16 protein-coding genes are annotated in these 25,192 nt (G+C 41.3%); 4 read left to right on the forward strand and 12 right to left on the reverse strand.

The window, feature by feature from the left end:
* Positions 1–7 precede the first annotated feature (7 nt).
* A complete protein-coding gene (locus HW120_RS00070) occupies positions 8–1,144 on the forward strand; it encodes a hypothetical protein (RefSeq protein WP_177729816.1) in 1,137 nt (378 codons plus the stop codon).
* 82 nt (positions 1,145–1,226) lie between these two features.
* Here HW120_RS00070 and HW120_RS00075 read toward each other — a convergent pair whose 3' ends face one another.
* The 5 genes from HW120_RS00075 to HW120_RS00095 all read right to left on the reverse strand — a co-directional run bounded on the left by HW120_RS00075 (position 1,227) and on the right by HW120_RS00095 (position 6,855).
* Positions 1,227–1,595: a hypothetical protein gene (locus tag HW120_RS00075; RefSeq protein WP_177729818.1), complete on the reverse strand. Its 369-nt coding sequence runs from the start codon at positions 1,593–1,595 to the stop codon at positions 1,227–1,229.
* Positions 1,596–1,646: 51 nt separating this feature from the next.
* Positions 1,647–2,600 carry an AAA family ATPase gene (locus tag HW120_RS00080; protein ID WP_177729820.1) on the reverse strand — a complete coding sequence of 318 codons (954 nt, stop codon included), beginning with the start codon at positions 2,598–2,600 and terminating at the stop codon, positions 1,647–1,649.
* Positions 2,601–2,681: 81 nt separating this feature from the next.
* A complete protein-coding gene (locus tag HW120_RS00085) occupies positions 2,682–4,049 on the reverse strand; it encodes a peptidylprolyl isomerase (RefSeq protein WP_177729822.1) in 1,368 nt (455 codons plus the stop codon).
* A complete protein-coding gene (locus HW120_RS00090) occupies positions 4,033–4,884 on the reverse strand; it encodes a hypothetical protein (RefSeq protein WP_177729824.1) in 852 nt (283 codons plus the stop codon). The genes HW120_RS00085 and HW120_RS00090 overlap by 17 nt, the downstream gene beginning before the upstream one ends.
* Before the next feature lie 3 nt (positions 4,885–4,887).
* Positions 4,888–6,855 carry a peptidylprolyl isomerase gene (locus HW120_RS00095; protein WP_177729826.1) on the reverse strand — a complete coding sequence of 656 codons (1,968 nt, stop codon included), beginning with the start codon at positions 6,853–6,855 and terminating at the stop codon, positions 4,888–4,890.
* Between the two features lie 245 nt (positions 6,856–7,100).
* On the opposite strand from HW120_RS00095, the gene HW120_RS00100 reads away from it, so the two are divergent.
* From HW120_RS00100 to HW120_RS00110, 3 genes are all read left to right on the forward strand, one after another.
* Positions 7,101–8,690 (forward strand): peptide chain release factor 3, encoded by a 1,590-nt coding sequence (locus tag HW120_RS00100; protein ID WP_177729828.1) that lies wholly within the window; start codon positions 7,101–7,103, stop codon positions 8,688–8,690.
* A 172-nt stretch (positions 8,691–8,862) separates the two neighbouring features.
* A complete protein-coding gene (locus tag HW120_RS00105) occupies positions 8,863–9,099 on the forward strand; it encodes a hypothetical protein (protein WP_177729830.1) in 237 nt (78 codons plus the stop codon).
* 85 nt (positions 9,100–9,184) lie between these two features.
* Positions 9,185–10,410 (forward strand): IS3 family transposase gene (locus HW120_RS00110; protein ID WP_394353016.1). Its coding sequence is split into 2 segments (ribosomal slippage): positions 9,185–9,533 and positions 9,533–10,410, totalling 1,227 coding nucleotides; the frame shifts between segments, so codons are not numbered across the junction.
* Between the two features lie 32 nt (positions 10,411–10,442).
* Here HW120_RS00110 and HW120_RS00115 read toward each other — a convergent pair.
* From HW120_RS00115 to HW120_RS00145, 7 genes are all read right to left on the reverse strand, one after another.
* A complete protein-coding gene (locus tag HW120_RS00115) occupies positions 10,443–10,673 on the reverse strand; it encodes a hypothetical protein (RefSeq protein WP_177729834.1) in 231 nt (76 codons plus the stop codon).
* Positions 10,674–10,733: 60 nt separating this feature from the next.
* Positions 10,734–13,922 (reverse strand): beta strand repeat-containing protein, encoded by a 3,189-nt coding sequence (locus tag HW120_RS00120; protein WP_177729836.1) that lies wholly within the window; start codon positions 13,920–13,922, stop codon positions 10,734–10,736.
* A 276-nt stretch (positions 13,923–14,198) separates the two neighbouring features.
* On the reverse strand, positions 14,199–15,338 hold the full coding sequence (locus HW120_RS00125) for a T9SS type B sorting domain-containing protein (RefSeq protein ID WP_177729838.1): 1,140 nt from the start codon (positions 15,336–15,338) through the stop codon (positions 14,199–14,201).
* Between the two features lie 51 nt (positions 15,339–15,389).
* The gene (locus tag HW120_RS00130; RefSeq protein ID WP_177729841.1) at positions 15,390–16,454 is read right to left on the reverse strand and encodes a hypothetical protein; all 1,065 of its coding nucleotides are present in this window, start codon (positions 16,452–16,454) and stop codon (positions 15,390–15,392) included.
* 20 nt (positions 16,455–16,474) lie between these two features.
* Positions 16,475–18,121 (reverse strand): lamin tail domain-containing protein, encoded by a 1,647-nt coding sequence (locus HW120_RS00135; protein WP_177729842.1) that lies wholly within the window; start codon positions 18,119–18,121, stop codon positions 16,475–16,477.
* A gap of 196 nt (positions 18,122–18,317) precedes the next feature.
* Positions 18,318–21,557 carry an Ig-like domain-containing protein gene (locus HW120_RS00140; RefSeq protein WP_177729844.1) on the reverse strand — a complete coding sequence of 1,080 codons (3,240 nt, stop codon included), beginning with the start codon at positions 21,555–21,557 and terminating at the stop codon, positions 18,318–18,320.
* Between the two features lie 197 nt (positions 21,558–21,754).
* Complete coding sequence (locus tag HW120_RS00145) at positions 21,755–24,967, reverse strand: Ig-like domain-containing protein (protein WP_177729846.1); 3,213 nt, start codon at positions 24,965–24,967, stop codon at positions 21,755–21,757.
* Positions 24,968–25,192: the final 225 nt, after the last annotated feature.

The following is a 25,192-nucleotide window of genomic DNA, read 5'->3' on the forward strand; positions in this document are numbered from 1 at the left end:
TGTAATTATGACAAAATCAAAGATATATAAATATACAGCAATCCTGGTATTCTCCGCTATAGTGGTGACCGGAATTGTATATTCCCAGTTGTCCAACCGGCATAAAGCAATCGTAAAAACAAAGGCTTTGTATCTCACCGGATTATTAGACAGCAACTGGACGGTTGCCAGCGGCACACAGGAATACAACATGGTATCGCCTACTTTTCTTATTGACGGTATTTACAAATCCATGGAAGGCCCTAAAGCCTCCCGCTATATCCAGCTGAATCAAACCGAAAAGCTGTTGTGGATTAAAGGTTTCGAAGTACAGGCACTTGATGCCAATACCAATGCCGTACTATCCAATGACTATATCTGCCACATGAATGTTGACATCAATGATGTAAAGTATTACCATCACTGGCAGCTAAACGACCGCATTGGCAAACAATACCCGCGGCTCACGTCGTTATCGCAAGGACTGGAACGTTTTGATTTCCCGGAAGGCTACGGGGTTCCTGTTATAGGCAACGATTTTCTTTTTGTGACATCGCAGACCTTAAACCAGAATATTCCGGATATTTTTAAAAAGGTAAAGCACAAAATCACGGTTAAATATGATGCTTCCAAAAATCCTATAAAGCCTTTGATGAGCAAAACCGTTTTTATACAATTGCCTTTTGACAAGCATGATCCTTTTAAAGGCCCTTTGGATCCGGGAAGCAATCAGTGCATTCCCGTAGAGACCAAAAATCATACTTATGAAGACAAGAACGGAAACAAATTGTCCGGGCATTGGGTGATCCCCACCGGCGCTGCCACTTACCGCAGTTCTATTAAGGAACAGCTGCAAATTCAGGATAGTGCCCGCCTGCATTTTTCTGCTCCGCACGTACACCCGTTTGCCACCGCAATCAGCATTTATGACAAGACTGCAAACAAGACCGTTTTTACCTGTAAGGTGACCAATTATAAAGATAAGATCGGGTTAAAAGCAATACAGCCATTCCGTTCCGAAACCGGTGTCTGGCTTTACGGTAATCACGATTATGAATTAGTTTTAAACGTGAACAATACCGCTGCTACAGAACAGGACATGATGGGCAGTATGTTTTTGTTTTTTCACGACCGGGAACTGGAACAGAAAATACAGCCGCAATAAGCAGCAGAACGGTTATACCTGAAAACAAAAGAGCCTTTTCAAAAAGTATTGAAAAGGCTCTTTTATTTATTGCTATGTTGTTTTATAGTTTTACTGCTGCGTTATCGTCCTGACTAAAGTATTTAAAAATCATGACTGCCGATAATACTGCTCCGGCCAACGCCATAAAACCACCCACGGTTATCAATTCGATCGCTTTAGTCGTAATTTCCGGGAATTTCCGGTAATCGGACAAGACCGCTAAAAAAAGCCCGAAGGAGATCAGGCCAACGGCTATTCCCAAAAAGACGCCAAAATATTTATTTTTAAAAATTACCTGAGCAACCATTATTGCGGTCACGATCAGCATTACATAATTAATTTCGCTCCTTACAATCAGGGTTTCGAAAAAAAAGAAAACAGCCAGTCCGATCAGTAAAAATTCCGGTAAATTTTTTAAAATATTTCTCATTTGACAACGTTTTTTGGTTAGTATATCAAAAACGTAATAAAAGTAAAAAAATTATATCAATTTATCAATAATCATTTCTTCCGTAATTCCTTCTGCATCAGCTTTGTAATTCTTAATAATACGATGGCGCAGAATTCCGGTTGCAACGGCTTTTACATCTTCAATATCCGGTGAAAACTTACCGTTTAATGCGGCATTTGTTTTAGCGGCCAGGATCAGGTTTTGCGAAGCACGCGGTCCGGCTCCCCAATCCAGATAGTTTTTCACGAAGTCTGTTGCCAATGCGTTATCAGGACGTGTTTTGCTCACTAAAGACACGGCATATTCAATCACGTTATCCGCTACCGGAATACGTCTGATCAGGTGCTGGAAATCGATTATTTCCTGCGCTGTAAATAATGGGTTTACCTGTACTTTCACATCTGTTGTTGTGCTTTTCACTACCTGTACTTCTTCTTCAAAGGTGGGATAATTCAATTTTACCGCAAACATAAAACGGTCCAACTGCGCTTCCGGTAACGGATAGGTTCCTTCCTGCTCAATCGGGTTTTGTGTTGCCAGTACAAAGAACGGCAGGTCCAGTTTGTAATGATGCCCGGCTATCGTAACCGATTTTTCCTGCATGGCTTCCAATAAGGCTGCCTGTGTTTTTGGCGGTGTACGGTTAATCTCATCGGCTAAAATTATATTCGAAAAAATAGGGCCTTTGATAAATTTAAAGGTCCTGCTTTCATCTAAGATCTCACTTCCCAAAATATCGGACGGCATCAAATCGGGCGTAAACTGAATCCGTTTAAATTCAAGTCCCAAAGCCTGTGAAATCGTATTGACCATTAAGGTTTTGGCTAATCCGGGAACTCCTACCAACAAGGCATGACCACCAGCAAAGATGCTTAGTACAATTTGATTAACTACTTCATCCTGGCCTACAATAATTTTAGCGATTTCCTGCTTAAGTGCTTTTTGCTTTTGAACCAAGTTCTGAATTGCTGCAACGTCTGACATGTTATTTTCAGGTATATATTAAATTAAAAAAGAGTTAGCTTTAAATTCATAAAACTAACTCTTTTAATTATTTTTTAAAAATTATTTTTTCAACCAATTATTCGTGAATTTACAATCTCTGTATTCTCCGTTAATTTTGATATAGGTTTCTTTAATTTTCTCATCAGTCCATTTTGCAATGGCTTTGATTTGTTTTTCTTTTAAGGCTAATTCTTTAATCTTGATATAGTCTTTAGCATAGTCGGCCGTGTGCTCGTCATAACGATTGGTAACCGTCATTAATTTGTAACATTTCGTTCCTTTATCGTCATTATCCACTAACGGCAAGGAAACTTTTCCGTCTTTTAAATCGGAAACCTGGCTGTATAACGTCGGATCCATTTTTGTTAATTCGAAACGGGTTTCCAATGTTCTTGGATTAACCAAGATACCCCCACTGTTACGGGTTTCTTTTTCATCTGAAGAAGAACGGGCTGCATCGGCAAAAGAGATCTCTCCGTTTACGATTCGCTGACGGATTTTCTCGATTTTTTCTTTTGCTTCTTTCATTGCATCGTCCGATACTTTAGGAATAATCAGGATGTGTCTTAAATCCAGTTCCTGTCCTCTGATTTTTTCAAGGTAAATAATATGGTAGCCGTACATGGTTTCAAACGGTTCCGAAATTTCACCTTCGGCCAGACTGAACGCCACATCTTTAAATTCTTTTACGAAAGCTGTTTTACGGGTCATTTTGTAGAATCCTCCGGTTGGAACGGAAGCTTTATCATCTGAAAACAAAACGGCCTTGCTGTAGAAACTGGCTCCGTTTTCCATAACGTCTTTTTTGATGTCTTTCAGCTGGTTGATCACCCTTTGTTTTTCGGCATCCGAGATTTTAGGTTTTACCACAATCTGGGCTACTTCCATTTCTGCTCCGAAAACCGGTAAATCTTCTTTTGGAATTCCTTTAAAGAAGGTACGCACTTCTTCCGGAGTGATTTCGACAGCATCAACAACTTTACGCTGCATCTGCGAAGTCAGCTTGTTCATTTTTACAATGTCGAAAAAGTAGGTTTTAAATTCTTCCAGATTTTTCTTGTTGTAAAATTTAACTACTTTATCAATAGACCCCACCTGCTCTACCATCTGGTCCAGCTGTGAATTCATAAAATCGTGTACTTCCTGATCGGTTACAACAATACTGTCCTGTATTGCCTGGTGTGCATATAATTTATCTTCCAATAGTTTACCAAACATTTCACATCTGGTAATGTTTTTAATGTCGATCCCCTGTGCCTGTAATTCGACAAATGTTTTGTCGATATCTGAATCCAAAACAACATATTCCCCAACAACGGCTACTACTCCATCAATCTTCTTTTTTGGACTTTTCTGCGCCTGTGCCGTTCCGAAGATGGCAACCGTCAATCCAAAAATAAAAGCCGCTTTTTTATTTATAAACTTCATATTTCTTATTTTTAATGGCATCATTAGTGATCTCTTTTTCAAATTTCTTAATGTATTCTAATTTCCTGTTGTTTAGTATTATTTGTTTTATTGTAGGGCTTATATAGTCGAAAGGCGCTACCTGATTGCGTTCCAGAACCTTATTTACTTTGACCAGATAAGCCGATAAACTGTCTTTATATTCATAGGAAATACCATCTGTAATATATCGATCACGATTATCAGGAGTAACGAACGGCAGGGCTTTATACACCTGGTTCATATCTACCCAGACCGTATCGTTAAAAGCATAGCTTTTAAACTGTATGGTCATCGTCTCCAATGCCTTTTTATCTTCTTTTTTTGCCGAGTTAAAACGGCTTCTGATGAGGGCAAATTTAGGATTATCTTTTGTCAGATTAATATATTTTAACCGCACCAGGTTTCCTGTTGTTTTAAAGTTCTCTTTATTCGCCTGATAATAACGCAACAATTCGTCATTTGTTATGACCGTATCAATCGCCTGTTTTACGATTTGCTCAATATAGGCACCGGTGTACAGATCGGTTGTGTATTGTTTTATCAGTTCGTCAAAAGTTGCTTTTTGCTTGTCGCTCAAATTTACCTCAGCCGCATCCATCAGCAATGTTTTGGTCGCCCATCTGTCGATATAGCCTTTCACGATGGTCAGGCTGTCCTCTTTTGAGGTACCGGCAGGCACCAGGCCTTTTATCTCGTCAGAATAAAGATAGGAATCATTCACTCTGGCGATGGCTTCCGGTTTGTGCTTTGCTTTAAAATAATCACAAGACAAAACCGTAAGGGCTCCTAAAATTATTACGGCTACTTTTTTCATGCTTTATTGCTGCAACTCCTGCTTCACCTGCGTGAAAACATCTTTATTTACTTTTATCGTAAATTCTTTTTTCAGGTCATCAACCCATTTGCTTTCCAGATATTGCTGATAGTCATTGATTACCTTCCCTTTGGTTTCTTCAAATGTTTTTGCTCCTTTAGGCAGTTTTTTCGTTACCTGGGTGATAAAATAATAGTTCCCGTCTTTAAAAACATCCGAAAGTCCCAATTCCAGTTTCTGGTGTTTCGGCAAAGCATCGCTTCCTTCTTCGAATACACCCGATTTTACCATGATGGAAACTTTATTGTCTTTATTCAATTGCTCTTTGATGAAGTCAATTGATTTTTTCTTTTTTAAGAATTTCAAAGTCTGCTGAATGGCTTCTTCTTTTGTTGAAGAGAATACATTTGCTTCCACTCTTGGGTTCCACTGGTAATCAGCCACATGCTTTTCGTAGAATGCTTTTAAGCCAAGGGTATCGGTTTTTGCCTTGTTCCAGATTTCTTTTTCCATTAAATCAAACAACAGCAATCCGTCTCTGTACTCATCCATTACATTGGCAAACTCCGGATTTTCTTTTTCCAGATTGTCGTTATAATACGCTACCAACTGGTTCTGGATGAATTTACCGTATAACTGGTCTACAACTTTACCGATTGGTTTCAGACCCCATTTGGTTTTTTGCTGTGTATTGACAAATTCCAGGAAGTTCATCGCGGTAATGCCTTTTTCTTTGTTGATCACCAAAAGATTTCCTTCCAGTTCTTTTGTAGCTGCCGGCACTTCCCATTCCTGAGTATAGAATTTATCGGTAACCAGTTTTGCCGCTTTGGCATATAGTTTTGCGTTTTTCTCTACAGCATATTTTTTGGTCAGCTTATCATTCAGGGAAGCATCGATCAATTTGGATCGGTCGTCTTTACGAACTCTGGATTCAAATTCCGTTTGCGTGTCTGCAAAGTCACGAACCGGGAATTTTTCAATCAGTTTTACGATATGCCATCCGAACTGACTTTGGAACGGTTCGGACACATCGCCTGAGTTTTTTAATGAGAAGGCCACATTTTCGAAGGCTTCCGAGCTTAGTTCTCCCGAACCGAAACGCTGTAAAAGTCCGCCTTTACCGGCAGAAGAGCGATCCTGCGAGAATTGCTGCGCCAGGGTTTCAAAGCTTTCACCCTGTTTTATTTTTTTGTAGATATCTTCAATTGTGTTTTTAACCGCTTCTCCTTCAATCGGGTTTTCGGCTTTCATCAGCATAATGTGAGCTACCGTTACCTGACCGCGGTTGTCCCGAATGTCGTTTACTTTTACCAGGTGGTATCCGAAACGGGTGCGAACCGGCATTGAAATTTCTCCTTTTTTGGTTTTGTAAGCAGCAGTTTCAAAAGGGTAAACCATTCTGAATACAGAGAAATAGCCTAAATCTCCTTTGTTGTCTTTTGCAGACGGATCCTGTGAAAAACGGGCTGCCAAATCTCCGAAGTCTTCTCCGGCAATTGCTTTTTTACGGATATCCAAAGCCTGGTTGTAGGCTTTTAGCGTATCGGCAGGCGACGCATTTTCGTCAACATTAATAAGGATATGGGAAGCTTTTATTTCTTTAAGCGAGCGCTTGTAGGCTTCGTCTACCAGTTCTTTGGTAACTTTCGTATCTGTCATATAGTTTCTTGACAATTGCGTACGATACGATTTTAGTTCTGCAATATAATTGGCTTCATTCTGCAGGCCTAATTTATTTGCTTTCTGAATTTTGAGTTTGTAACCTAAAAAAAGATCCAGATACTGATCCAAATCTTTTTGTGATTCGTCTTTTACCAAATCAAGGTTCTTTTTATAGACTCTGCTAAATTCATCAGTATAAAAAGGATGATTATCAATATTGAAAAGCACTTTCTTTGTTTTATCCTGCGCATAAGAGAACGTATTCGCAGCAACAAAAAGACCTAACAGAACATGTTTTAATTTCATTCTTTTGAAATATTTATTTTCTTTAAAATTATTGTTTTTCGGGCAGTCCTTTAACAAGGATCTGGGGTAATAGTTGATTAGCAATCAACAAAAATAACAATTCAATTACATTATGCAACTATGCTTTTTACTATTAACAAAAAATTATCGTCGCATAAAGTAATATTAAACTTCTTATTTTTTTGGCTATAAAAGAAGTTTTCACAAATTATAGCTACTTTTGCAGCCATTAATTTTTGTTAAAAATGAGCTTTCAGAAAGAAATTCAACGCAGAAGAACCTTTGGTATTATTTCCCACCCCGATGCGGGTAAAACCACCTTAACGGAAAAACTATTATTATTCGGAGGGGCTATTCAGGAAGCAGGGGCTGTAAAAAGCAACAAGATCAAGAAAGGAGCAACTTCGGATTTTATGGAGATTGAACGCCAGAGAGGGATTTCGGTTGCCACTTCTGTACTTGCTTTTAATTATAAGGACAAAAAGATCAACATTCTCGATACTCCGGGTCACAAGGATTTCGCAGAAGATACTTTCCGTACGCTAACAGCTGTTGACAGTGTAATTGTTGTTGTTGACGTGGCAAAAGGTGTGGAAGAGCAAACGGAAAAACTGGTAGAAGTGTGCCGTATGCGTAACATCCCGATGATTGTTTTTATCAACAAACTGGATCGAGAAGGTAAAGACGCTTTTGACTTAATGGATGAAGTGGAGAAAAAATTAGGCTTAAAAGTTACTCCTTTGAGTTTCCCTATCGGTATGGGATATGATTTTAAAGGTATCTATAACATCTGGGAAAAGAACATCAATCTTTTTGAAGGAGACAGCCGTAAAAATATTGAAGAAACCATTGCTTTTTCGGACATCGCCAATCCGGAACTTGAAAAGATCATTGGTGAAAAACCGGCTAATAAATTACGGGAAGAATTAGAATTAATTGATGAAGTTTATCCGCCGTTCGACAGAAACGAATACCTGGAAGGAAAACTGCAACCTGTATTTTTCGGTTCGGCCTTAAATAATTTCGGGGTTCGGGAGCTACTGGACTGTTTTATTGAAATAGCACCGTCACCGCGACCAAAAGATTCCGATACCCGGGAGGTAAAACCCGATGAGAATAAATTCTCCGGTTTTGTCTTTAAAATTCACGCCAATATGGATCCGAAACACCGTGACCGTCTGGCTTTTATTAAAATCGTATCGGGCGTATTCGAAAGAAACAAACCGTATTTACACGTTCGTCTGGGTAAAAACCTGAAATTCTCAAGTCCGAATGCTTTCTTTGCCGAGAAGAAAGAGATCGTTGATATTTCCTATCCGGGTGATATTGTAGGCTTGCACGACACCGGAAACTTTAAGATCGGAGATACTTTAACAGAAGGAGAATTGATGAGCTTTAAAGGCATCCCGAGTTTCTCTCCGGAGCATTTCCGTTATATCAACAACGCCGATCCAATGAAGGCTAAACAGCTTGACAAAGGAATCGACCAGCTTATGGACGAAGGGGTAGCCCAGTTATTTACTCTGGAAATGAACAACCGTAAAGTAATCGGAACGGTTGGTGCCTTACAGTATGAAGTTATCCAATACCGTCTGGAGCACGAATATGGCGCTAAATGTTCCTATGAAAATTTCCCGGCATTCAAAGCCTGCTGGGTAAGACCGGATGATACTAAAAACGAAGAGTTCGCCGAATTTAAACGTATCAAGCAAAAGTTCCTGGCAAAAGACAAATACGGTCAGTTGGTATTCCTTGCCGATTCTGATTTCTCGATACAGATGACACAAAGCAAGTTCCCGACGGTTAAATTGCATTTCACCTCGGAAATGGATTAACACCTTACCGATAAACCAATAAAAAAAGCGTAAACCCTAAAAAAGTTTACGCTTTTTTATTTTTTGAACAATACGCACGTAAAATTTTACATTTTACAATCATTAAATTGACATAAAATCGCAATATATTAACATTAATTTATTTATTTTTATCGCCTCTTAACTAAAATTTATGCGTTTATTACATCAAAAAAAATGGTTTGTTGTCATTTTACTATTTTCTTATGTAAATTCTTTTGCTTCTTTTATAACAGCGAATGAAGAAGAAGGCCCAAATGACCCTCCCGGTGATAGTGATCCGCCTGTTCCAATAGATAATTTTGCATTACTATTGCTCCTTGCCGCGATAGGAATAGGCTATTATTACCTGGTTTTCAAAAAATGCAGGAAGACGACTTATGATTCTTAAAAAAATAAAAAGCCCGGTTAAATAACCGGGCTTTTTTATTATTTCTGTCCCGTCCTGAAATAAGTTGACACAAAATCGACTTATTATGAAAGACACAACAACAACGCGAGTTAAGCGTACTCAAAAGGATTATAATATGGCTTTTAAATTAGCTGTAGTTTCCCGAGTTGAACAAGGCGAAATGACCTATAAACAGGCTCAAACTGTTTACGGTATCCAAGGCAGAAGTACTGTTTTGGTTTGGCTTCGAAAATATGGTAACTTAGACTGGAGTAAACCAAATCTGTTATTTATGTCTAAATCTAAAGAAACCCCGGCTCAGATTATTAAACGATTAGAGAAAGAACTGGCAGGTGAGAAACTTCGAAATAAGATTCTCAATACGATGATCGACATTTCTGATAGTCAGTACGGAACCCAGATCCGAAAAAAGTTTTCTCCCAAACCATCTTCCGACTCCGGGAAGGAGCAGGAATAAGTTTGTCCAAAAGTTGCCGATTGTTTGGGATAAGTAGGCAAGCTATATATCAGGAACAAAAAAGAATCCTCGATCGGGAATCTGAGTTACTCAAAGTAAAGCATCTGGTTCTTTCTTTGCGATTGGAAATGCCACGTATAGGGACACGTAAACTATATTACCTACTTTCGAAGCAATTTGATCAACAGGGTGTAAAGATAGGTCGTGATGCCTTATTTGGTTATCTAAGAAGGGAGAAGTTACTTGTTAAACCAATGAAGAGTTACACTAAAACTACCTATTCTAAACATTGGCTACACAAGTACGAAAATCTTTTGAAAGAGTGTGAGATTAAACGTCCTGAACAGGTATATGTAAGCGACATCACTTATGTCAAATCATCCCGGAAAACCCATTATCTGTCTTTAGTTACTGATGCTTATAGCAGAAAAATAATGGGGTATAAGCTGAGTGATGATATGAGTTCTGAAAATGTGGTACAGGCATTAAAAATGGCTATACAGAATAGGAAATCAACATTACCCCTGATACATCACTCCGATAGAGGATTACAATATTGTTCTAAAATTTATCAGGAAGTATTAGCTAAAAACGGTATTACACCCTCTATGACTGACGGATATGATTGTTATCAAAATGCTTTAGCTGAAAGAATAAACGGAATTTTAAAAAACGAATTCTTGTTTTATAAATGCAAAGATGGTCAGACTTTAGGAAAGCTTATAAAAACAGCGATAGAAACGTATAATGCTAAAAGACCTCATTTGAGTTTAATGATGAAAACGCCTAATTTTATACATGAAAAAACCAGCCAGGTAAACCTGACTGGTTAATATATTTTTATTCTAAAATCTGTCAACCTATTTTAGGACGACTCATTCAATTGCGCTGCTCTTCTTCTGTTGATCACAAAAAAAGCAAAAGCTATTGCAATGATCGTCAGCCATAACAAATATCCGTCAATTGGCACCGGAGTATCTGTAGGATTTGTATCGTCAGTATCACCGAAATCACCCGGCTCCTCTGCCGCAAACGCCATCACATCCAACAATAGTGTAAAAATAACGACGTAACTGTATTTTAATATCTTTTTCATAGTCCTAATGTATAGTACAACTTTCGTGTAGTGCCGCAACACTACACGAAGTATTTTTTATTAATAAATTACTTTAACCGTTTTTGTTTTATTGTCTTCCGATTTTACCTGAACCAATAATACTTCATTCGCTGCAGTTAAATCAGAAATCACAAAAGAACCAGCATTCACATTTGCTTTCTGGTACACCAAACGGCCTCTGATATCAAAAATAGCAATGTCTTTGATTTGCGTATTTTTAGTTTCGATATATAAAGCTGCATTTTGCTTGAATACTACAACAGCATTAGCATCTAATGTTGTATCTACCGTTCCCAAAGTGTTTTTGTAAACGATTTCAAAACGATTGTCGAATGTTCCCTCTGCTGAAGCAAATGCATAGGCACCCGCTTTCAGGTCGTGTAATACTCCCGCTGTTTTATCTTTTAAATAAACATCCTGAGCTCCCAAGAACACTCCGTCCATAGCCGATAAGGTAACGCTGTAGTTTCCTGCTGTAGCCGCTTTAAATCCTAAAGCCACAACATCTTCTGCATTGAAAGGCAAAGAACGTCCCTGGATAGTATAATCTGCTCCGGCAATTTTAGACGATAAGGTACTTCCTGTAGTTCCGAATGCCAATCCGTCATAACCGCGGTCTACTCCTTCTGTAGCGCCCTCTGCATAAGCAACCAGAATCTGGTTGAAAGCTGTTCCGGCATCATTGGTTAAGTTAAGCCACATTCTGTGTTTTTCTGTTTCCGGAAGCGTAGCGTTAGCGCTGCTCACTTTAAAGAACTGGTTCCCGTTTTCAGCAGCACGCATTGTGTTTGCAAAAGTTACATTTCCTCCTGCCGGCAATGATTTTACTATAAATCCTTGTCCAACCTGAATTTTACCGTTTGGCACATTCGCCGGTACACCGGAAGTTCCGGCTGTAGCCGCTACTCCTCCTACGCCCGGAGTCCATGTTGCATAGTTTGTTCCTGCCGGGAATTGTCCCTGAGCATTCATCGTTAAAGTATGTGCATAGAAGTATAAAGTTCCGTCGATCGTTGTATTGTTACTTACAAAAGTCGCTCCATCAATAACAGACGGATAAGGGTTACCCACCATGTTGTATCCGGTACCTGTAGTTTCTAATGTAAATGTTACATTACCATTGTTTGGTTTCCCTACAAAAGTTCCTTCCCATGCAGCTGCCGGTGAAGCCTGGTAATTGTTTGGTGCTCTTACTGCAAAACCTTTACCAACAACAAAAGTTGTTGCTGCCGTTAATCCGGTGTTTACATAAGTATTCGTACTCGTTTGATACGTATAAAAACGGTTTGTCAGTGTATTTGGAGAGAATCCGAAAAGATTTTGTGCTTCTACCGGTGAAGACCATAAAGTATGATCCAAACGTACAATTGGCGCTGAATTTCTATGCAGGGTTACTGCTCCGGTATTGGCAACAGCATTTGTCTGAATTAAGTTTGCATTGTTCTGGATCACAAAATCAGCTGCTGTCATATTATTCACTACTTCATTTACAACAGTAAGGTTTGTACCGGATGCCAATGTAAATGATCCTGAATTTAATGTTAATTTTTTAGTGGTAAACGCACCGTTTGTATTGGTGTTGTAGGCTCCGGCAATAACTGCTTCAATAGTCGCATCCGGTCCAGTTACGTTAGACCATGCCGTTCCGTTCCAGGTTACTGTACTTAGTTTTGTTGTTACTGCTGTTACATTTGAGTTTGATGAAGTAGTAGCTGTAGCTGTTGCACGCACTCTGTAATAGTAAGCGGTATTCGGATTTAATCCTGTTACTGCATAAGTTGTTACATTACCAACATTTCTGTCGTTATACCCGGTAACAAAAGACGGTGTTGATCCTGTATAATTGATTGTAAGTTCATCTACATAAACCAGGTTACCTCCTCCATTTGCAAGCAAAATCTTAACATCGGAAGCGGTTTCATTGACATTTACGGTATAATCGCTATGTGATGTTGTCAAGTTAATTGTTTGAAGCAATGTCGTTACCCCGTTTACAATTTTGCTAACCTGTAATGTCGTTGCAGAAGCTCCTCTTTTAGCTGAAAATGTAATTGTGCTTATTTTAGCAAAACTTGGCGTGGTCATTTTTCCAGTACTCGCTCTAAGTTGTGCTCCATATCCTGACACAGACTGATTGGCCGCAGCTCTGATAACATCTTCTACTTCCCAGTTTCCGGAAGCCAATGAAGTCGTACCTGTTCCATATCCGGAAGTACTAAGCCCTGTTTCGAATTCTTCCAATACACTTGATGGTGTATCAATTCCAAAACTTGCATGTTCACTTACGTCAAGACGATATCCTGAAGCTCCTGCAACAGTTCCCCAGTTTGCATTAAATTGCAACTGTTGTACCGTTGTAGCTGCAGTTGTCACAGGCGTCTGTAATGTTCCCGTTCCGGAAACAGCTACAGTTGGAGACGAAGAAACACCACCACCTGAAAAAGTAATATTACCGGATTTAGCCCCAACAGATTGCGGAGTAAATCTAACATACACCGGTACGCTCGTTATTGTTCCAGAAGTTGGCGTTAACGATACTGATGCTGACCAGGCTGACTGGTCTTTACTTATCTGAAAATCTGCAGACGGTGCATTAACCATAATATCTCCTGTCAGGTTTGCTCCGGAAATTGTTACAGTACTGTTTGCTGAATTTGTTCCTACATTAACATTTCCAAAACCTGGGACAGTACTTGGTGTAGCTGTTATAGCAGGAACAGTAGCAGTACCTGATGCTACTAATTTAATAGCCTGTACTCTTATTCCACGACCAGAAGTTCCATTATTTGAAATTCTTATAACAACCTGACTACTTACAGAGTTTAAATTTATAGTCGATCCTACATAAGTAGAATTTGAAGGTGTAGTCGTTGTAGTTGTTTGTGTAAAAGTAGTTCCTCCATTATAGGATATTTCTATCTTTCCAGGATTTGCCGTTCCCGTATCAAAAGTAGCTACATTTATAGTAAACACAGCACTTGTGTAGCTGGATAAATTATAACTGCTTGTTGTGATTACGTCACTTGGATTACCGGCATCTAATAAATAATAACTTGATTTATCAATGTCATTTGTAGGCACATTATTTGCACTTGTCCATCCGGACGGGAAAGCTCCGCCTCCCGAAACGCTAAAGATCGTTGTTTGCCCCCACGAGTTTACACTCAATAAGCATATGATGAGCAACATCAGACACTTAGGCAAATGATAATGTAATTTTTGTTTCATAAATATTTGTTTTTTTGAGCCTCCAAAGGTATAAAGATGTTTCAAATTTTTACATTGCGTATGTTACTATTTCATTAATTAACAATAGAAATACATTTTATTAATTTTTTAACACTTTTCGTCGATAAAAATTCACAATACACACGATAACAAGTGAATAACATTTAATTTAATTTTAACATTGCACCCTTTTTTAACATTTAAAAATCAAAACACCCTGTTACACTAACAATATTGTCAACGTAACAGGGTATAATTTATGGTTATAAACGTAAATTATCGTTTCATACTGAAATGGGCTTTGAATTCTTTTTGCACTCCATCTTCATAATAATCCAGCACAAACCAATAATCGGTAGACGGTAACGGGTTTCCGTTATAGGTTCCGTCCCAGCCTCTTCCTTTGGGCGAAATTTGTTTAATTACTTTACCATAGCGGTCAAATATCGTAATCTTTGCTTTTTCCGGATTTGGCAAACCGGTAATATTCCAGGTATCGTGGTAGGAATCGCCGTTTGGCGTAAAATACCGGGGATAATTCAGCACATTTACTTTGAGTGGCACCTCACCGCACCCTTTGGTATCCCTTACATTTATCGTATATGATCCTGATTTGTTCACATAAAAAACAGGCTCACTCTGAAAAGGACCGTCATTTAACTGGTATTCATAATCGCCGGATCCCTGTGTAACCGTAACCGTAATTGCCTGATACAGCTCAAACGCTTCTTTTACAACCGCATAAGCAACGGCAACCGAAGACACTCCAATGGTAGCCGTATCAGTACCGGAACAGCCGGTAGCCGTATGGGTAACCGTTACCGCATAATTTCCGGGCTGTGTTGCCACAAGGGTATTGGAATTCCCGGATAACGGCACGTTATTTAATGTCCATAAAAAGGTATTCCCTGCCTGCGGAACTCCGGAATTTAAAAGAACCGGATCTACTAAAACGCCCGTAACCGGATTAACACAGGCAACAGTATCTGCTAAATTGGGCTGCGGAGCACTTTTCAGGTCAACTGTTAACTGCTGTACCGGTCCCAGACAGCCGGAAACAGCGTCTTTTTCCTGAACCTGAATGGTATAGGTTCCGGGCGGCGTATTGCCCCAGTTAACCGTTACCTGGTTTGTACTGGGCGGATTTACATACCCTATGGTTCCTGAAAATCCGGTATTTAAAACAGTCCATACATAAACAGAGCCTATAGTTCCCAAACCGCCGTTTTCTAAAGCATCCACCTTATAAACCGAAGTCGCGGTTCCGTAGCAGATCGATTGCTGGCCGTAGCTGACAAACCCGGTACTTAAGAGCAGAAGTCCTGTTAGCATTCTAAAATACCGCTGCATTTTCGAATACTTTATTGCCTCTTCTTTAGTTGCGTATATACTATTTGTATCTGTACTTTTACTCATTATTTTCTTTATTCACTCCGGCTTTAAGCCGTTGCTTATCGCTGTTTCTCTTTAATTAAAAATAATAGCCGATGTTGTTGGCGCTGCAGGCTGCGGGTTTATGGTTACCGCGGTTGCTCCCGAAGTACATCCTCCTGCACTTTGAACGGTTACATTATAATTGCCCGGCGTCAGGTTATTAAAAGTTGTACCGGCCTGGTAATTAACCCCGTCAATACTATACGTAAGTCCTGCTCCTAACGGTGCTGTTACCTGTATGGCTCCCAACGCCTGGGCACAGGTAGGCTGCGTTGGTGTTACCGTTGGTGCCGTTGGCGCGGCCGGCTGTGCGTTAATCGTTATTGCCATAGGGCTGGAGATACATCCTGCCGGATTTTTTACAGTTAGATTATACGATCCCGGTGCCACATTATTAAAGGCTACACCCGTTTGATAATTCGTTCCGTCAATGCTGTATTCATAACCTGTTCCTACCGGAGCAGTAACTGTAATGGTTCCTGTGGCAACGGCACAGGTAGGCTGTGTTAATGTTGCGGTAGGTGCTGCCGGTAATGCCGGTTGTGCGTTAATTGTAACCGGAGTTATTCCGGAAATACAGCCTGCTGCATTTTTAACCGTTACATTATAGGTTCCCGGCGCCAGGTTGTTAAATCCTGTACCCGCCTGATAGTTCGTTCCGTCAATGCTATAGGTAAGTCCTGTTCCTACAGGAGTGGTTACGGTAATGCTACCCGTTCCCACAGCACAGGTAGGCTGAACCGTTGTTACCGTCGGGTTAACCGGAATATTTTCAATGGTAACCGTTACGTCAACCGGTGTTCCCGGACATCCGGCCGCATTGGTTTCCGTTACCTGCAAGGTATACACCCCTGCCGGCGTTGTTCCCCAGTTAATGGTAATACTGTTTGCATTTACACCGGGCGTTCCGGTAATGGTACCCGCAAAAGTATTGGGTGTTACCACCCAGCTGTAGGTAGAACCTGCCGGACCGGAACCCGGAGTATTCACGCTATAGTTTTTAACCGCACCCACACATATTGTCTGTTGCGCATAGCCTCCCAGGGATGCCAACAACACAAGTGTGAAAATTAAATTTTTTAAATAATGCTGTTTCATGTTTTCTATTTAGTAATTTTTTAATTAAAATAAATTCCCGCTGTGACCGGTTTTGTTTTCACCGTAAGCATAGCGGCATGCGAGCTTTCCTGGCAGCCTGAAATATTTACAAAGCAATAATACTGGTTCCCGTTGAAGCTTATCGGTACGTTATTCACGGTAAGTGTCGCCGTTGTTGCCCCGGAATAGGTAGCCGAATTGGTCACATTTACCCAGTTTCCGGAACTGTTCAGTATTTTCCACTGATAGGTCACTCCTGCCGGATTGCTGACACCCACCGTAAAGGATGCTGTCTGATTTTCGCAGATAATGGCATTAACCGGTTGCGGCGCAATCACCGTGGTTGTGGAGTTGTTATAATTTTGCAAGCCAATGTCGGCACAGCTTTCCGAAGAAGAAGTATTCCATTCGCTGTCCACAAAAGTACTATTGGGTGCCGGAACCGTATTGAGCCTGATTACCGAGTAACCGGCATTATTGGGTGCATTGACCACATCAATTACCGTTGTATTTTTTACCAGTTCGAATGCATCATTGGCATTAAAACCGGTATTGTAAGTCATGTTTGGCGTAAAGGTACATACCGGGGCATCGTTTCCTATCCGGATAAGGTAAACACTGCCCGATGCCAGTGTTCCGGTAAGCGGTATTGTATAGGAAGGTGCAGCATCGCCAATATTTCCATATCTCAAAATGGAATACTGGGTCATATTAATTGTTGCCCCGGTTCCGTTATACAATTCTATTACGCCTCCATCTCCAACCTGGGCATCATAAAGTTCCGAGATAAACAAATCCGCGTAAAGCGTACTACAATTTGAGGATAGTATCGTATAAGAAGCTGCCGAAGTACCCGTACAGTTATTTGTTGTAATGGTTACCGCTCCTGTTGTTGCTCCTACCGGAATAACCGCTTCAATTAACGTATTGGATATAACCGTAAATGACGCTGCCGGAACACCGTTGAATTTAACCGAAGTGGTTCCGGAACCGTTCAGGAAGCCATTCCCATTGATCTTCACCAGTGTATTGACCGGAGCTGACGCTGGCAGAAAACTTGTAATCACAGGCTGCGTACAGGCAGCAACCACCTGTCCGTTAAACGTAAAATCGTTGATACTGAATGTTCCGGTTCCGCCGGATGCTCCCCATGCATATATCCTGAATCGTATTGCCTGGGTGATATTCTGGAAAGCAGCACCGGAAAGGCTTATTGTTGTTCCGCTTACCGTTGCCGTACCGATATTACCGGTAAAAGAATCGACAGAAGACCGGAATGCAAAAGAAGTTGGTCCTGTGCCGGATGCCTGTCCGGTATATTCAAAGCTTGTAAAGTTGATGGCATACCCGGCAGATGGCGTTAAGACAAATTCGAAATACTGAGTTGCTCCTAATGATCCTATATTCCATCCGGTGGCATTATACCTGTTGTTGGTATTACTTCCGGTGATCCCAGATCCTCTTCCGATACCGGAAACGGTTATATTCGGGTTTACAAGCTGTCCGGCAGTATAAGGGTTTGCCGTATTGGGATTGGTGCCGGTAATGGGATTACTAAAAATACTTTGTCCATAACTATCTGTAAAACCGAGTATCAAGAGAAACAATACTCCGAAAATCCTGGAAAAAGCCGGCGCTTTTAGTTGATATAATGTTCTTAAATCCATTAAACGTATTCTGTTTTTAGCTCTTTTGTTCTTTTCAATTTGAGCGTTACAAAAATAACGACCAGTACATCACCACCTTTGTTTATCACATTATCATATACTATTCATAAGGTTATCATTGCGTTAAGCACCGGTTTTAATTATTTCCATAAAAAAACCTCTCCGAAGAGAGGCTTTTTCTTAAAATCAAAAAAATTTATTTCTTAACCACTTTAATGGCTTGTGACTGACCATTAGCTTTTACCTGTACAATATAGGCGCCTGCGGGCAAAACACTCATATCTAAAAGTACTGTATTGGTAGCCGGTTTTTCGGCAATCACCCGCTGACCAATCAAATTGAACACCTCAACCGAGGCAATCGCGTCTGTATAGGTTACTGTAAACACAGCTGCTACCGGATTCGGATAGTATTTCAAACCTGTAATTTCAAATAAAGAAGTCCCTAATGTTACCGTTACTGTCACCGCCAAAGGGCTCACACTTCTGCATCCGCCAACTGTCTGAACCGCATAATAAGTTGTTCCGCTTACCAATTGTGTTCCGGCCGCGATCGGGTTGGTATTTGCCAGTGCATCGGCAGCCGTCGGGTACCAAACTACAGCCGTTCCCGTTACAACGAGGTCTTCAATTGTTGCCTCAGCAGCCGTATTCACATTAATAGTCTGCGTACTGTTTCCTGTTGGCGGCGGTGTAGTCGTTACATTTACCATTACCGTAGCTTCTGTATAACAGCCGGTAGCCGTGTTTGTTCCTCTAACAGTATAGGTAGTCGCCGTTGTTGGCGATACCGTTACTGTACTTCCGGTTAGGTTACCCGGTGTCCAGGTCCAGTCTAAAGTTCCCGCTCCTGTTGTCACAACCTGGCCTCCGAATATCACATTCAGGCGTTGTACGGATAAAGCAGCAGAAGGATTCGTTTCCGCCAATATAAAAGTTGTCGGTAATGTTGACGTAACAGCTGAAGCCGTTTTATTTCCGGTAGTTGCCGTATAATAGGTTATGGCATTATTTGTCAAATTTGCCCCATCCTGCCTTACATCTACGATAATATTCGATACGCCGTCCCAGGCATAAGGCGTTGCAAATGTGATGGTATTTACACCTATAGTATGGGCATAGGTAGCCGGTCCGTACACAAGGTTTAATCCTGTTGTTGTAAATCCGGTTAATGTACTGTTAGCTGTTGTTCCGATTCTGATTGTAAAATTCGTAACATTAGCCGCATCACCCAGAGTGGTAATGATATAAGCAATTGAGGTGATGTTACCGGCTCTTAATCCGGCAGCCGTAAGCTCTGCTGCGGTATAAACCGTTTGATTCCAGTATTGCGACCAACGGTTACAGAAAGCTGTCGGTTGGGTTGTTGCCGATGTTAAGGTTGTTGTCCCTGTTCCGATGGCAGCAGTTCCCGGACCAATAACACTTGTAAGTGCCGTTAGCGTTGTAGAAGTCCCCTGGCAAACTGTTGGGTTTGCGGCAGAAGCCGTAACAACCGGCAGCGGATTGATGTTTACCACTACATTTGTCGCTATCGCACAAACACCTGCCGATTGTGAAGCTGTTAAGGTATACGTTGTGGTAGCTGCCGGATTAAATACCCATCCGCTGGCTGCATTTCCGGTAACGCCTGTTGCCGGTGACCAAACGAAAGTATCATAATTTGCTGCTCCTGTAGCAATTGTTACCGCACTGCCGGACTGACCGCTGCAAACCGCTGTTGTACTGTTTGTACTTAATGTAAATGCCGGTGGCGTTGTTACCGTAGCCACCACTTCTGTTCTTGGAGAAGCGCATGTTGCCTGGAACACCCAGTTATAGAAGCCCATATAGTAATTTGCATTATAACCGTTTCCGGTAATGTTTGCTACAGAAGAGGTGTAAGGATAAACCGCTCCGGTAGTATTTCTTGATAAACCAGACGACGGCATGGCTGGATACAACTGATAGTTACCCGGTGTTAACACATGGTTTAATGTAATGGTTTGCGGGGTGGCACCACCGGATACATTTGTGGTGTACGGATAAGTGGCAATTACAGTACCGGCACCGTTTCTTACAATAATAGCCGCTGTTTGTCCTGACGTTATCGGGAAAACATCTACAGATGTTAAGGTTGTATTTTCCAGAACCGTGAAGCTCACATCCCAGTCCACTGTTTGTGTTCCTATCGTTCCTCCCTGTGCTGTTGGTGAAAGAGGTCCCAGCGATGTTACTCCCGGCACTCCTGCCTCAACCCAGTAAGAAGTTGTTGCTGAAATTACCGGTGTTGCAAATGTCGCTCCGGTTCCTAATGCCACTCCACCGGTTGCTGCGGCATACCAGCTAAGGATTCCGCCGGTTGCCGTTGCGCCCAAAGTTGCAGAACCGTTACCACAGACACTGCCCGGTGTGGTTCCGGTAATATCGGCATAATCACAAGCTGTTATAAGGCTTGTCACACTGCTCCATGCACTAAAATCGCCGCCACCGCAATTGGAGCGGACATATAACGAATATGTTGTTGAAGCTGCCAAGCCTGTTACGTTTTTAGCAACAATTCCGGCAGCTGTAGTACCAGAAGTCGTAAGACCTGTTGCACCGCTTCCGGCTGCACCGCTTGTCCTGATCTCATATTCATATCCGCTTGCCGGAATGGATGCAGAAGCCGTCCATGAAATGGTCGCTGCACTTTTTGTAATGCCTGCAACAGTAACATCTGTAGGCGGAACACAACTTGGCACCATCGCTGTTAAAGAGATATTATCTAACGAAGCCGGCGGATTTGCACCGCCCGAACCATCGTTTTTCCAAACAAATACCAGCCGTTTTGTTTTTCCGGAAACATAGTTCAATTGTGCCGCTGTAAAGGTATAAGTCACGGCCGTAGTTGTCGTGGGAACTGTCGTCCCGTTACGCTGTAATAAAAAATAGCCTGTAGTGCCATTTGTATAGCCCGTCCAATTTGTATTGGTTGTATTGGTTGAGGTCGGACCGGCAGTAGATGGTGTAATGCTGGTATCCATTATATACACCAGCAGGTTATCCCAGTTACCGTCGCTTCCGTTAGCTCTCCAGTCAAAAGCTAAATCAACAGCTGCAACACCAGCCGGAAAAGCCACATCTCTGTAAAAGTGAGACCGGCTGAATTCTGTTGTACTATAACCCCATGTTACTCCGGAATCATTGGAAACATAAGCGCCTCTTGCTCCCGAAAACCATCCCGGTGCTGTTCCTAAAACCCATCTATTGTTTGTATCATCAACTTGTGTCCATCCATTACTGGCAAATGTTGTTCCGTCTTCAAATCCACCCTCTACATTGGGATTAATCAATACCGTTTGCGCATTCATTGGCTGTCCGAGAAGGAAAGCCATTAAAAATAAACAGCAGGCAGTCCATTTCAGTCTCCATACTCTTTGCCCGCAATTCTCTTTTAATAAAATAGTTTTCTTCATAAATAAAAATTTTAAATGGTTTATATCATAACTAATATAACCATTAAAAAACCGCAAACCATTACAAAACAGAACTTTAACAGCTGAAAATGAGTATTATAACAAAATAATAGCGCGTGTTATTATAATTAACTTTTAGCATTCTATAAAATAAAAAAAGCCGCTCAAATGAGCGGCTTTTCCTAAAATCAAAAAACTTATTTTTTAATCACTTTAATGGATTGTGATTGACCATTCGCTTTTACTTGTAAAATATAAGCTCCAGCTGGCAGCACACTCATATCAATAAGGGCTGTATTTGTATTTGGTTTTTCAGCAATTACCCGCTGACCAATTAAGTTAAATATCTCAACCGATGTGATAGCATCTGTATAGGTTACTGTAAACACATCTACTACAGGGTTTGGATAGTATTTCAATCCTACGATCTCAAATGAAGAGGCACCTAATGTTACGGTTACAGTTACCGCTAACGGGCTAACACTTCTACATCCGTTAACAGTCTGCATTGCATAATAGGTTGTTCCGCTTACTAATTGTGTTCCGGCAGCGATCGGGTTTGTATTTGCCAATGCATCAGCCGAGGTTGCATACCAAACTACAGCCGTTCCCGTTACAACGATGTCTTCAATTGTTGCATCAGCTGCCGTGTTGGCATTGATAGTCTGCGTACTGTTTCCTGTTGGTGCCAGTGTAGACGTTACGTTTACCGTTACCGTAGCTTCTGTATAACAGCCGGTAGTTGCGTTTGTTCCTCTAACAGTGTAGGTAGTCGCTGTTGTTGGCGATACTGTTACTGTACTTCCGGTTAAGTTACCCGGTGTCCAGGTCCAGTCTAAAGTTCCTGCTCCTGTTGTTACAACCTGGCCTCCGAATACTACATTCAAACGTTGTGTAGATACTGTTCCTGCCGGGTTTGTTGTAGACAATACGGTAGTAGAAGACGGTGTTGATGAAACAGCCGAAATAGTCATGTTTCCGGTAGTAGCCGTATAATAGGTTACCGCATTATTAGTAGCATCTACTCCATCCTGTCTTATATCTAGAATAATGTTCGATACACCGTCCCAAACATAAGGTGTTGCAAATGTGATGGTATTTACTCCTATTGCATGAGCATAGGTAGCCGGTCCGTACACAAGGTTTAATCCTGTTGTTGTAAACGCTGTTAACGCACTGTTAGTCGTAGTTCCGATTCTGATTGTGAAATTCGTAACATTAGCGGCATCCCCTAATGTGGTAATGTTATAAGCGATCGAAGTGATATTTCCTGCTTTTAATCCGGCAGCCGTAAGTTCTGCAGCGGTATAAACCGTTTGGTTCCAGTATTGATCAAAACGGTTACAAAAAGCTGTTGGCTGGTTTGTTGCCGATGTTAAGGTTGTTCCTGTTCCGATAGCAACAGTTCCCGGACCAATAACGCTTGTAAGTGCCGTTAATGTTGTGGAAGCGCCCTCGCAAACGGTTGGGTTTGCTGCAGAAACCGTAACAACCGGTAGCGGGTTAATGTTAACTACTACACTAGCTGTAGTAGCACAAGCACCTGCCGATTGTGACGCTGTTAAGGTATAGGTTGTGGTAGCCGTTGGATTAAATACCCATCCGTTAGCTGCATTTCCGGTAACACCTGTTGCCGGTGACCAAACGAAAGTATCATAATTTGCCGCTCCTGTTGCGATAGTTACCGCAGCAGCAGCCTGCCCGCTACAAACAGCTGTTGTACTGTTTGTACTTAATGTAAATGCCGGTGGCGTTGTTACCGTAGCCACAACTTCTGTTCTTGGAGAAACACATGATGCCTGGAACACCCAGTTATAGAAGCCCATATAGTAATTTGCATCATACCCGTTTCCGGTAATGTTTGCTACAGAAGAGGTGTAAGGATAAACCGCTCCGGTAGTATTTCTTGATAAACCAGCCGATGGCAAGGTTGGATACAATTGGTAACTTCCCGGTGTTAACGCATGGTTTAATATAACGGTTTGTGCTGTTGCACCACCGGATACATTTGTGGTGTACGGATAAGTAGCAATTACAGTACCCGAACCGTTTCTAACAATAATAGCTGCTGTTTGTCCTGACGTTACCGGGAAAACATCTACAGATGTTAAGGTTGTATTTTGTGTAACTGTGAAGTTAACGTTCCATTCTACTGTTTGTGTTCCTATCGTTCCACCCTGTGCTGTTGGCGAAAGAGGTCCCAGTGATGCTACTCCCGGCACTCCTGCCTCAACCCAGTAAGAGGTTGTTGTTGAAATTACCGGTGTTGCAAATGTAGCTCCGGTTCCTAATGCCGTTCCGCCGGTTGCTGCTGCATACCAGCTAAGGGTTCCGCCGGTTGCCGTTGCTGCCAAAGTTGCAGAACCGTTACCGCAAACACTGCCCGGTGTGGTTCCGGTAATATCGGCATAATCACAGGCTGTCACAAAACTTGTTACACTGGTCCATGCACTAAAATCGCCGCTACCGCAGTTGGAGCGGACATATAACGAATATGTTGTTGAAGCTGCCAAGCCAGTTACGTTTTTAGTAACAATTCCGGCTGCTGTAGTTCCTGACGTTGTTAGACCTGTTGCACCACTTCCGGCTGCACCACTCGTTCTGATCTCATATTCGTATCCGCTTGCAGGAGCTGATGCAGGAGCAGTCCATGAAATAGTTGCTGCATTTTTTGTAATACCTGCAACAGTAACCGCTGTAGGCGCAATACAGCTTGGTACCGTAGCTGTTAAAGAGATATTGTCTAAAGAAGCCGGTGGATTCACCCCGTCTGAACCATCATTTTTCCAGACAAATACCAGCCGTTTTGTTTTGCCGGAAACATAATTTAATTGTGCCGTTGTAAAGGTATAGGTTACCGCAGTAGTTGTTGTGGGAGCCGATGTGCCGCTACGCTGTAATAAATAATAGCCTGTAGTGCCATTAGTATAGCCCGTCCAACCGGTTGTTGTTGTATTTGTTGTTGTAGGACCAACATTAGATGGTGTAATACTGGTATCCATTACATACACCATCAGGTTATCATAGTTACCGTCGTTTCCGTTACCTCTCCAGTCAAAAGCTAAATTAACTGCAGTAGCGCCGGCCGGGAAAGCCACATCTCTGTAAAAGTGCGATCGGCTGGTTGCTCCCGCATTATAACCCCATGTTGTTCCGGAATCATTGGAAACATAAGCACCTCTTGACCCCGAAAACCACCCTGGAACTGTTCCTAAAGCCCATTTATTAGTAGTATCGTCAACCTGTGTCCATCCGTTACTGGCAAATGTTGTTCCGTTTTCAAATCCACCTTCTGCAGCGGGATTAATCAGCACTGTTTGTGCTGTCATTGACTGTCCGATAAGGAAAGCCATTACCAGCAAATAGCAGGCGTTCCATTTCTGCCCCCATACTTTTTGCCAGTGATTCATTTTTAATAAAGTAGTTTTCTCCATGAATGATATAGTATTAGTTTATACTATACCAATGTAAAAAAATATTAATCACAAAAGCACTAAAAACAGCATTTTAACATCATAAAAAAACTATTATAACAAAATAACAACAAAGATCCTGTATAATTAACTTTTAAAATGAATAATTCGCATTTTGCCCCATAAAAAAAGCCGCTCATTTGAGCGGCTTTTCCTAAAAAT

The sequence above is a fragment of the Flavobacterium inviolabile genome (assembly GCF_013389455.1).
GTDB classification, from domain to species: Bacteria; Bacteroidota; Bacteroidia; order Flavobacteriales; family Flavobacteriaceae; genus Flavobacterium; species Flavobacterium inviolabile.

What these genes read in the sequence shown, in the direction of transcription:
- HW120_RS00070 (WP_177729816.1), top strand. Translation starts at nt 8, where the DNA reads ATGACAAAATCAAAGATATATAAATATACAGCAATCCTGGTATTCTCC.
- HW120_RS00075 (WP_177729818.1), bottom strand. Translation starts at nt 1,595, where the DNA reads ATGAGAAATATTTTAAAAAATTTACCGGAATTTTTACTGATCGGACTG.
- HW120_RS00080 (WP_177729820.1), bottom strand. Translation starts at nt 2,600, where the DNA reads ATGTCAGACGTTGCAGCAATTCAGAACTTGGTTCAAAAGCAAAAAGCA.
- HW120_RS00085 (WP_177729822.1), bottom strand. Translation starts at nt 4,049, where the DNA reads ATGAAGTTTATAAATAAAAAAGCGGCTTTTATTTTTGGATTGACGGTT.
- HW120_RS00090 (WP_177729824.1), bottom strand. Translation starts at nt 4,884, where the DNA reads ATGAAAAAAGTAGCCGTAATAATTTTAGGAGCCCTTACGGTTTTGTCT.
- HW120_RS00095 (WP_177729826.1), bottom strand. Translation starts at nt 6,855, where the DNA reads ATGAAATTAAAACATGTTCTGTTAGGTCTTTTTGTTGCTGCGAATACG.
- HW120_RS00100 (WP_177729828.1), top strand. Translation starts at nt 7,101, where the DNA reads ATGAGCTTTCAGAAAGAAATTCAACGCAGAAGAACCTTTGGTATTATT.
- HW120_RS00105 (WP_177729830.1), top strand. Translation starts at nt 8,863, where the DNA reads ATGCGTTTATTACATCAAAAAAAATGGTTTGTTGTCATTTTACTATTT.
- HW120_RS00115 (WP_177729834.1), bottom strand. Translation starts at nt 10,673, where the DNA reads ATGAAAAAGATATTAAAATACAGTTACGTCGTTATTTTTACACTATTG.
- HW120_RS00120 (WP_177729836.1), bottom strand. Translation starts at nt 13,922, where the DNA reads ATGAAACAAAAATTACATTATCATTTGCCTAAGTGTCTGATGTTGCTC.
- HW120_RS00125 (WP_177729838.1), bottom strand. Translation starts at nt 15,338, where the DNA reads ATGAGTAAAAGTACAGATACAAATAGTATATACGCAACTAAAGAAGAG.
- HW120_RS00130 (WP_177729841.1), bottom strand. Translation starts at nt 16,454, where the DNA reads ATGAAACAGCATTATTTAAAAAATTTAATTTTCACACTTGTGTTGTTG.
- HW120_RS00135 (WP_177729842.1), bottom strand. Translation starts at nt 18,121, where the DNA reads ATGGATTTAAGAACATTATATCAACTAAAAGCGCCGGCTTTTTCCAGG.
- HW120_RS00140 (WP_177729844.1), bottom strand. Translation starts at nt 21,557, where the DNA reads ATGAAGAAAACTATTTTATTAAAAGAGAATTGCGGGCAAAGAGTATGG.
- HW120_RS00145 (WP_177729846.1), bottom strand. Translation starts at nt 24,967, where the DNA reads ATGAATCACTGGCAAAAAGTATGGGGGCAGAAATGGAACGCCTGCTAT.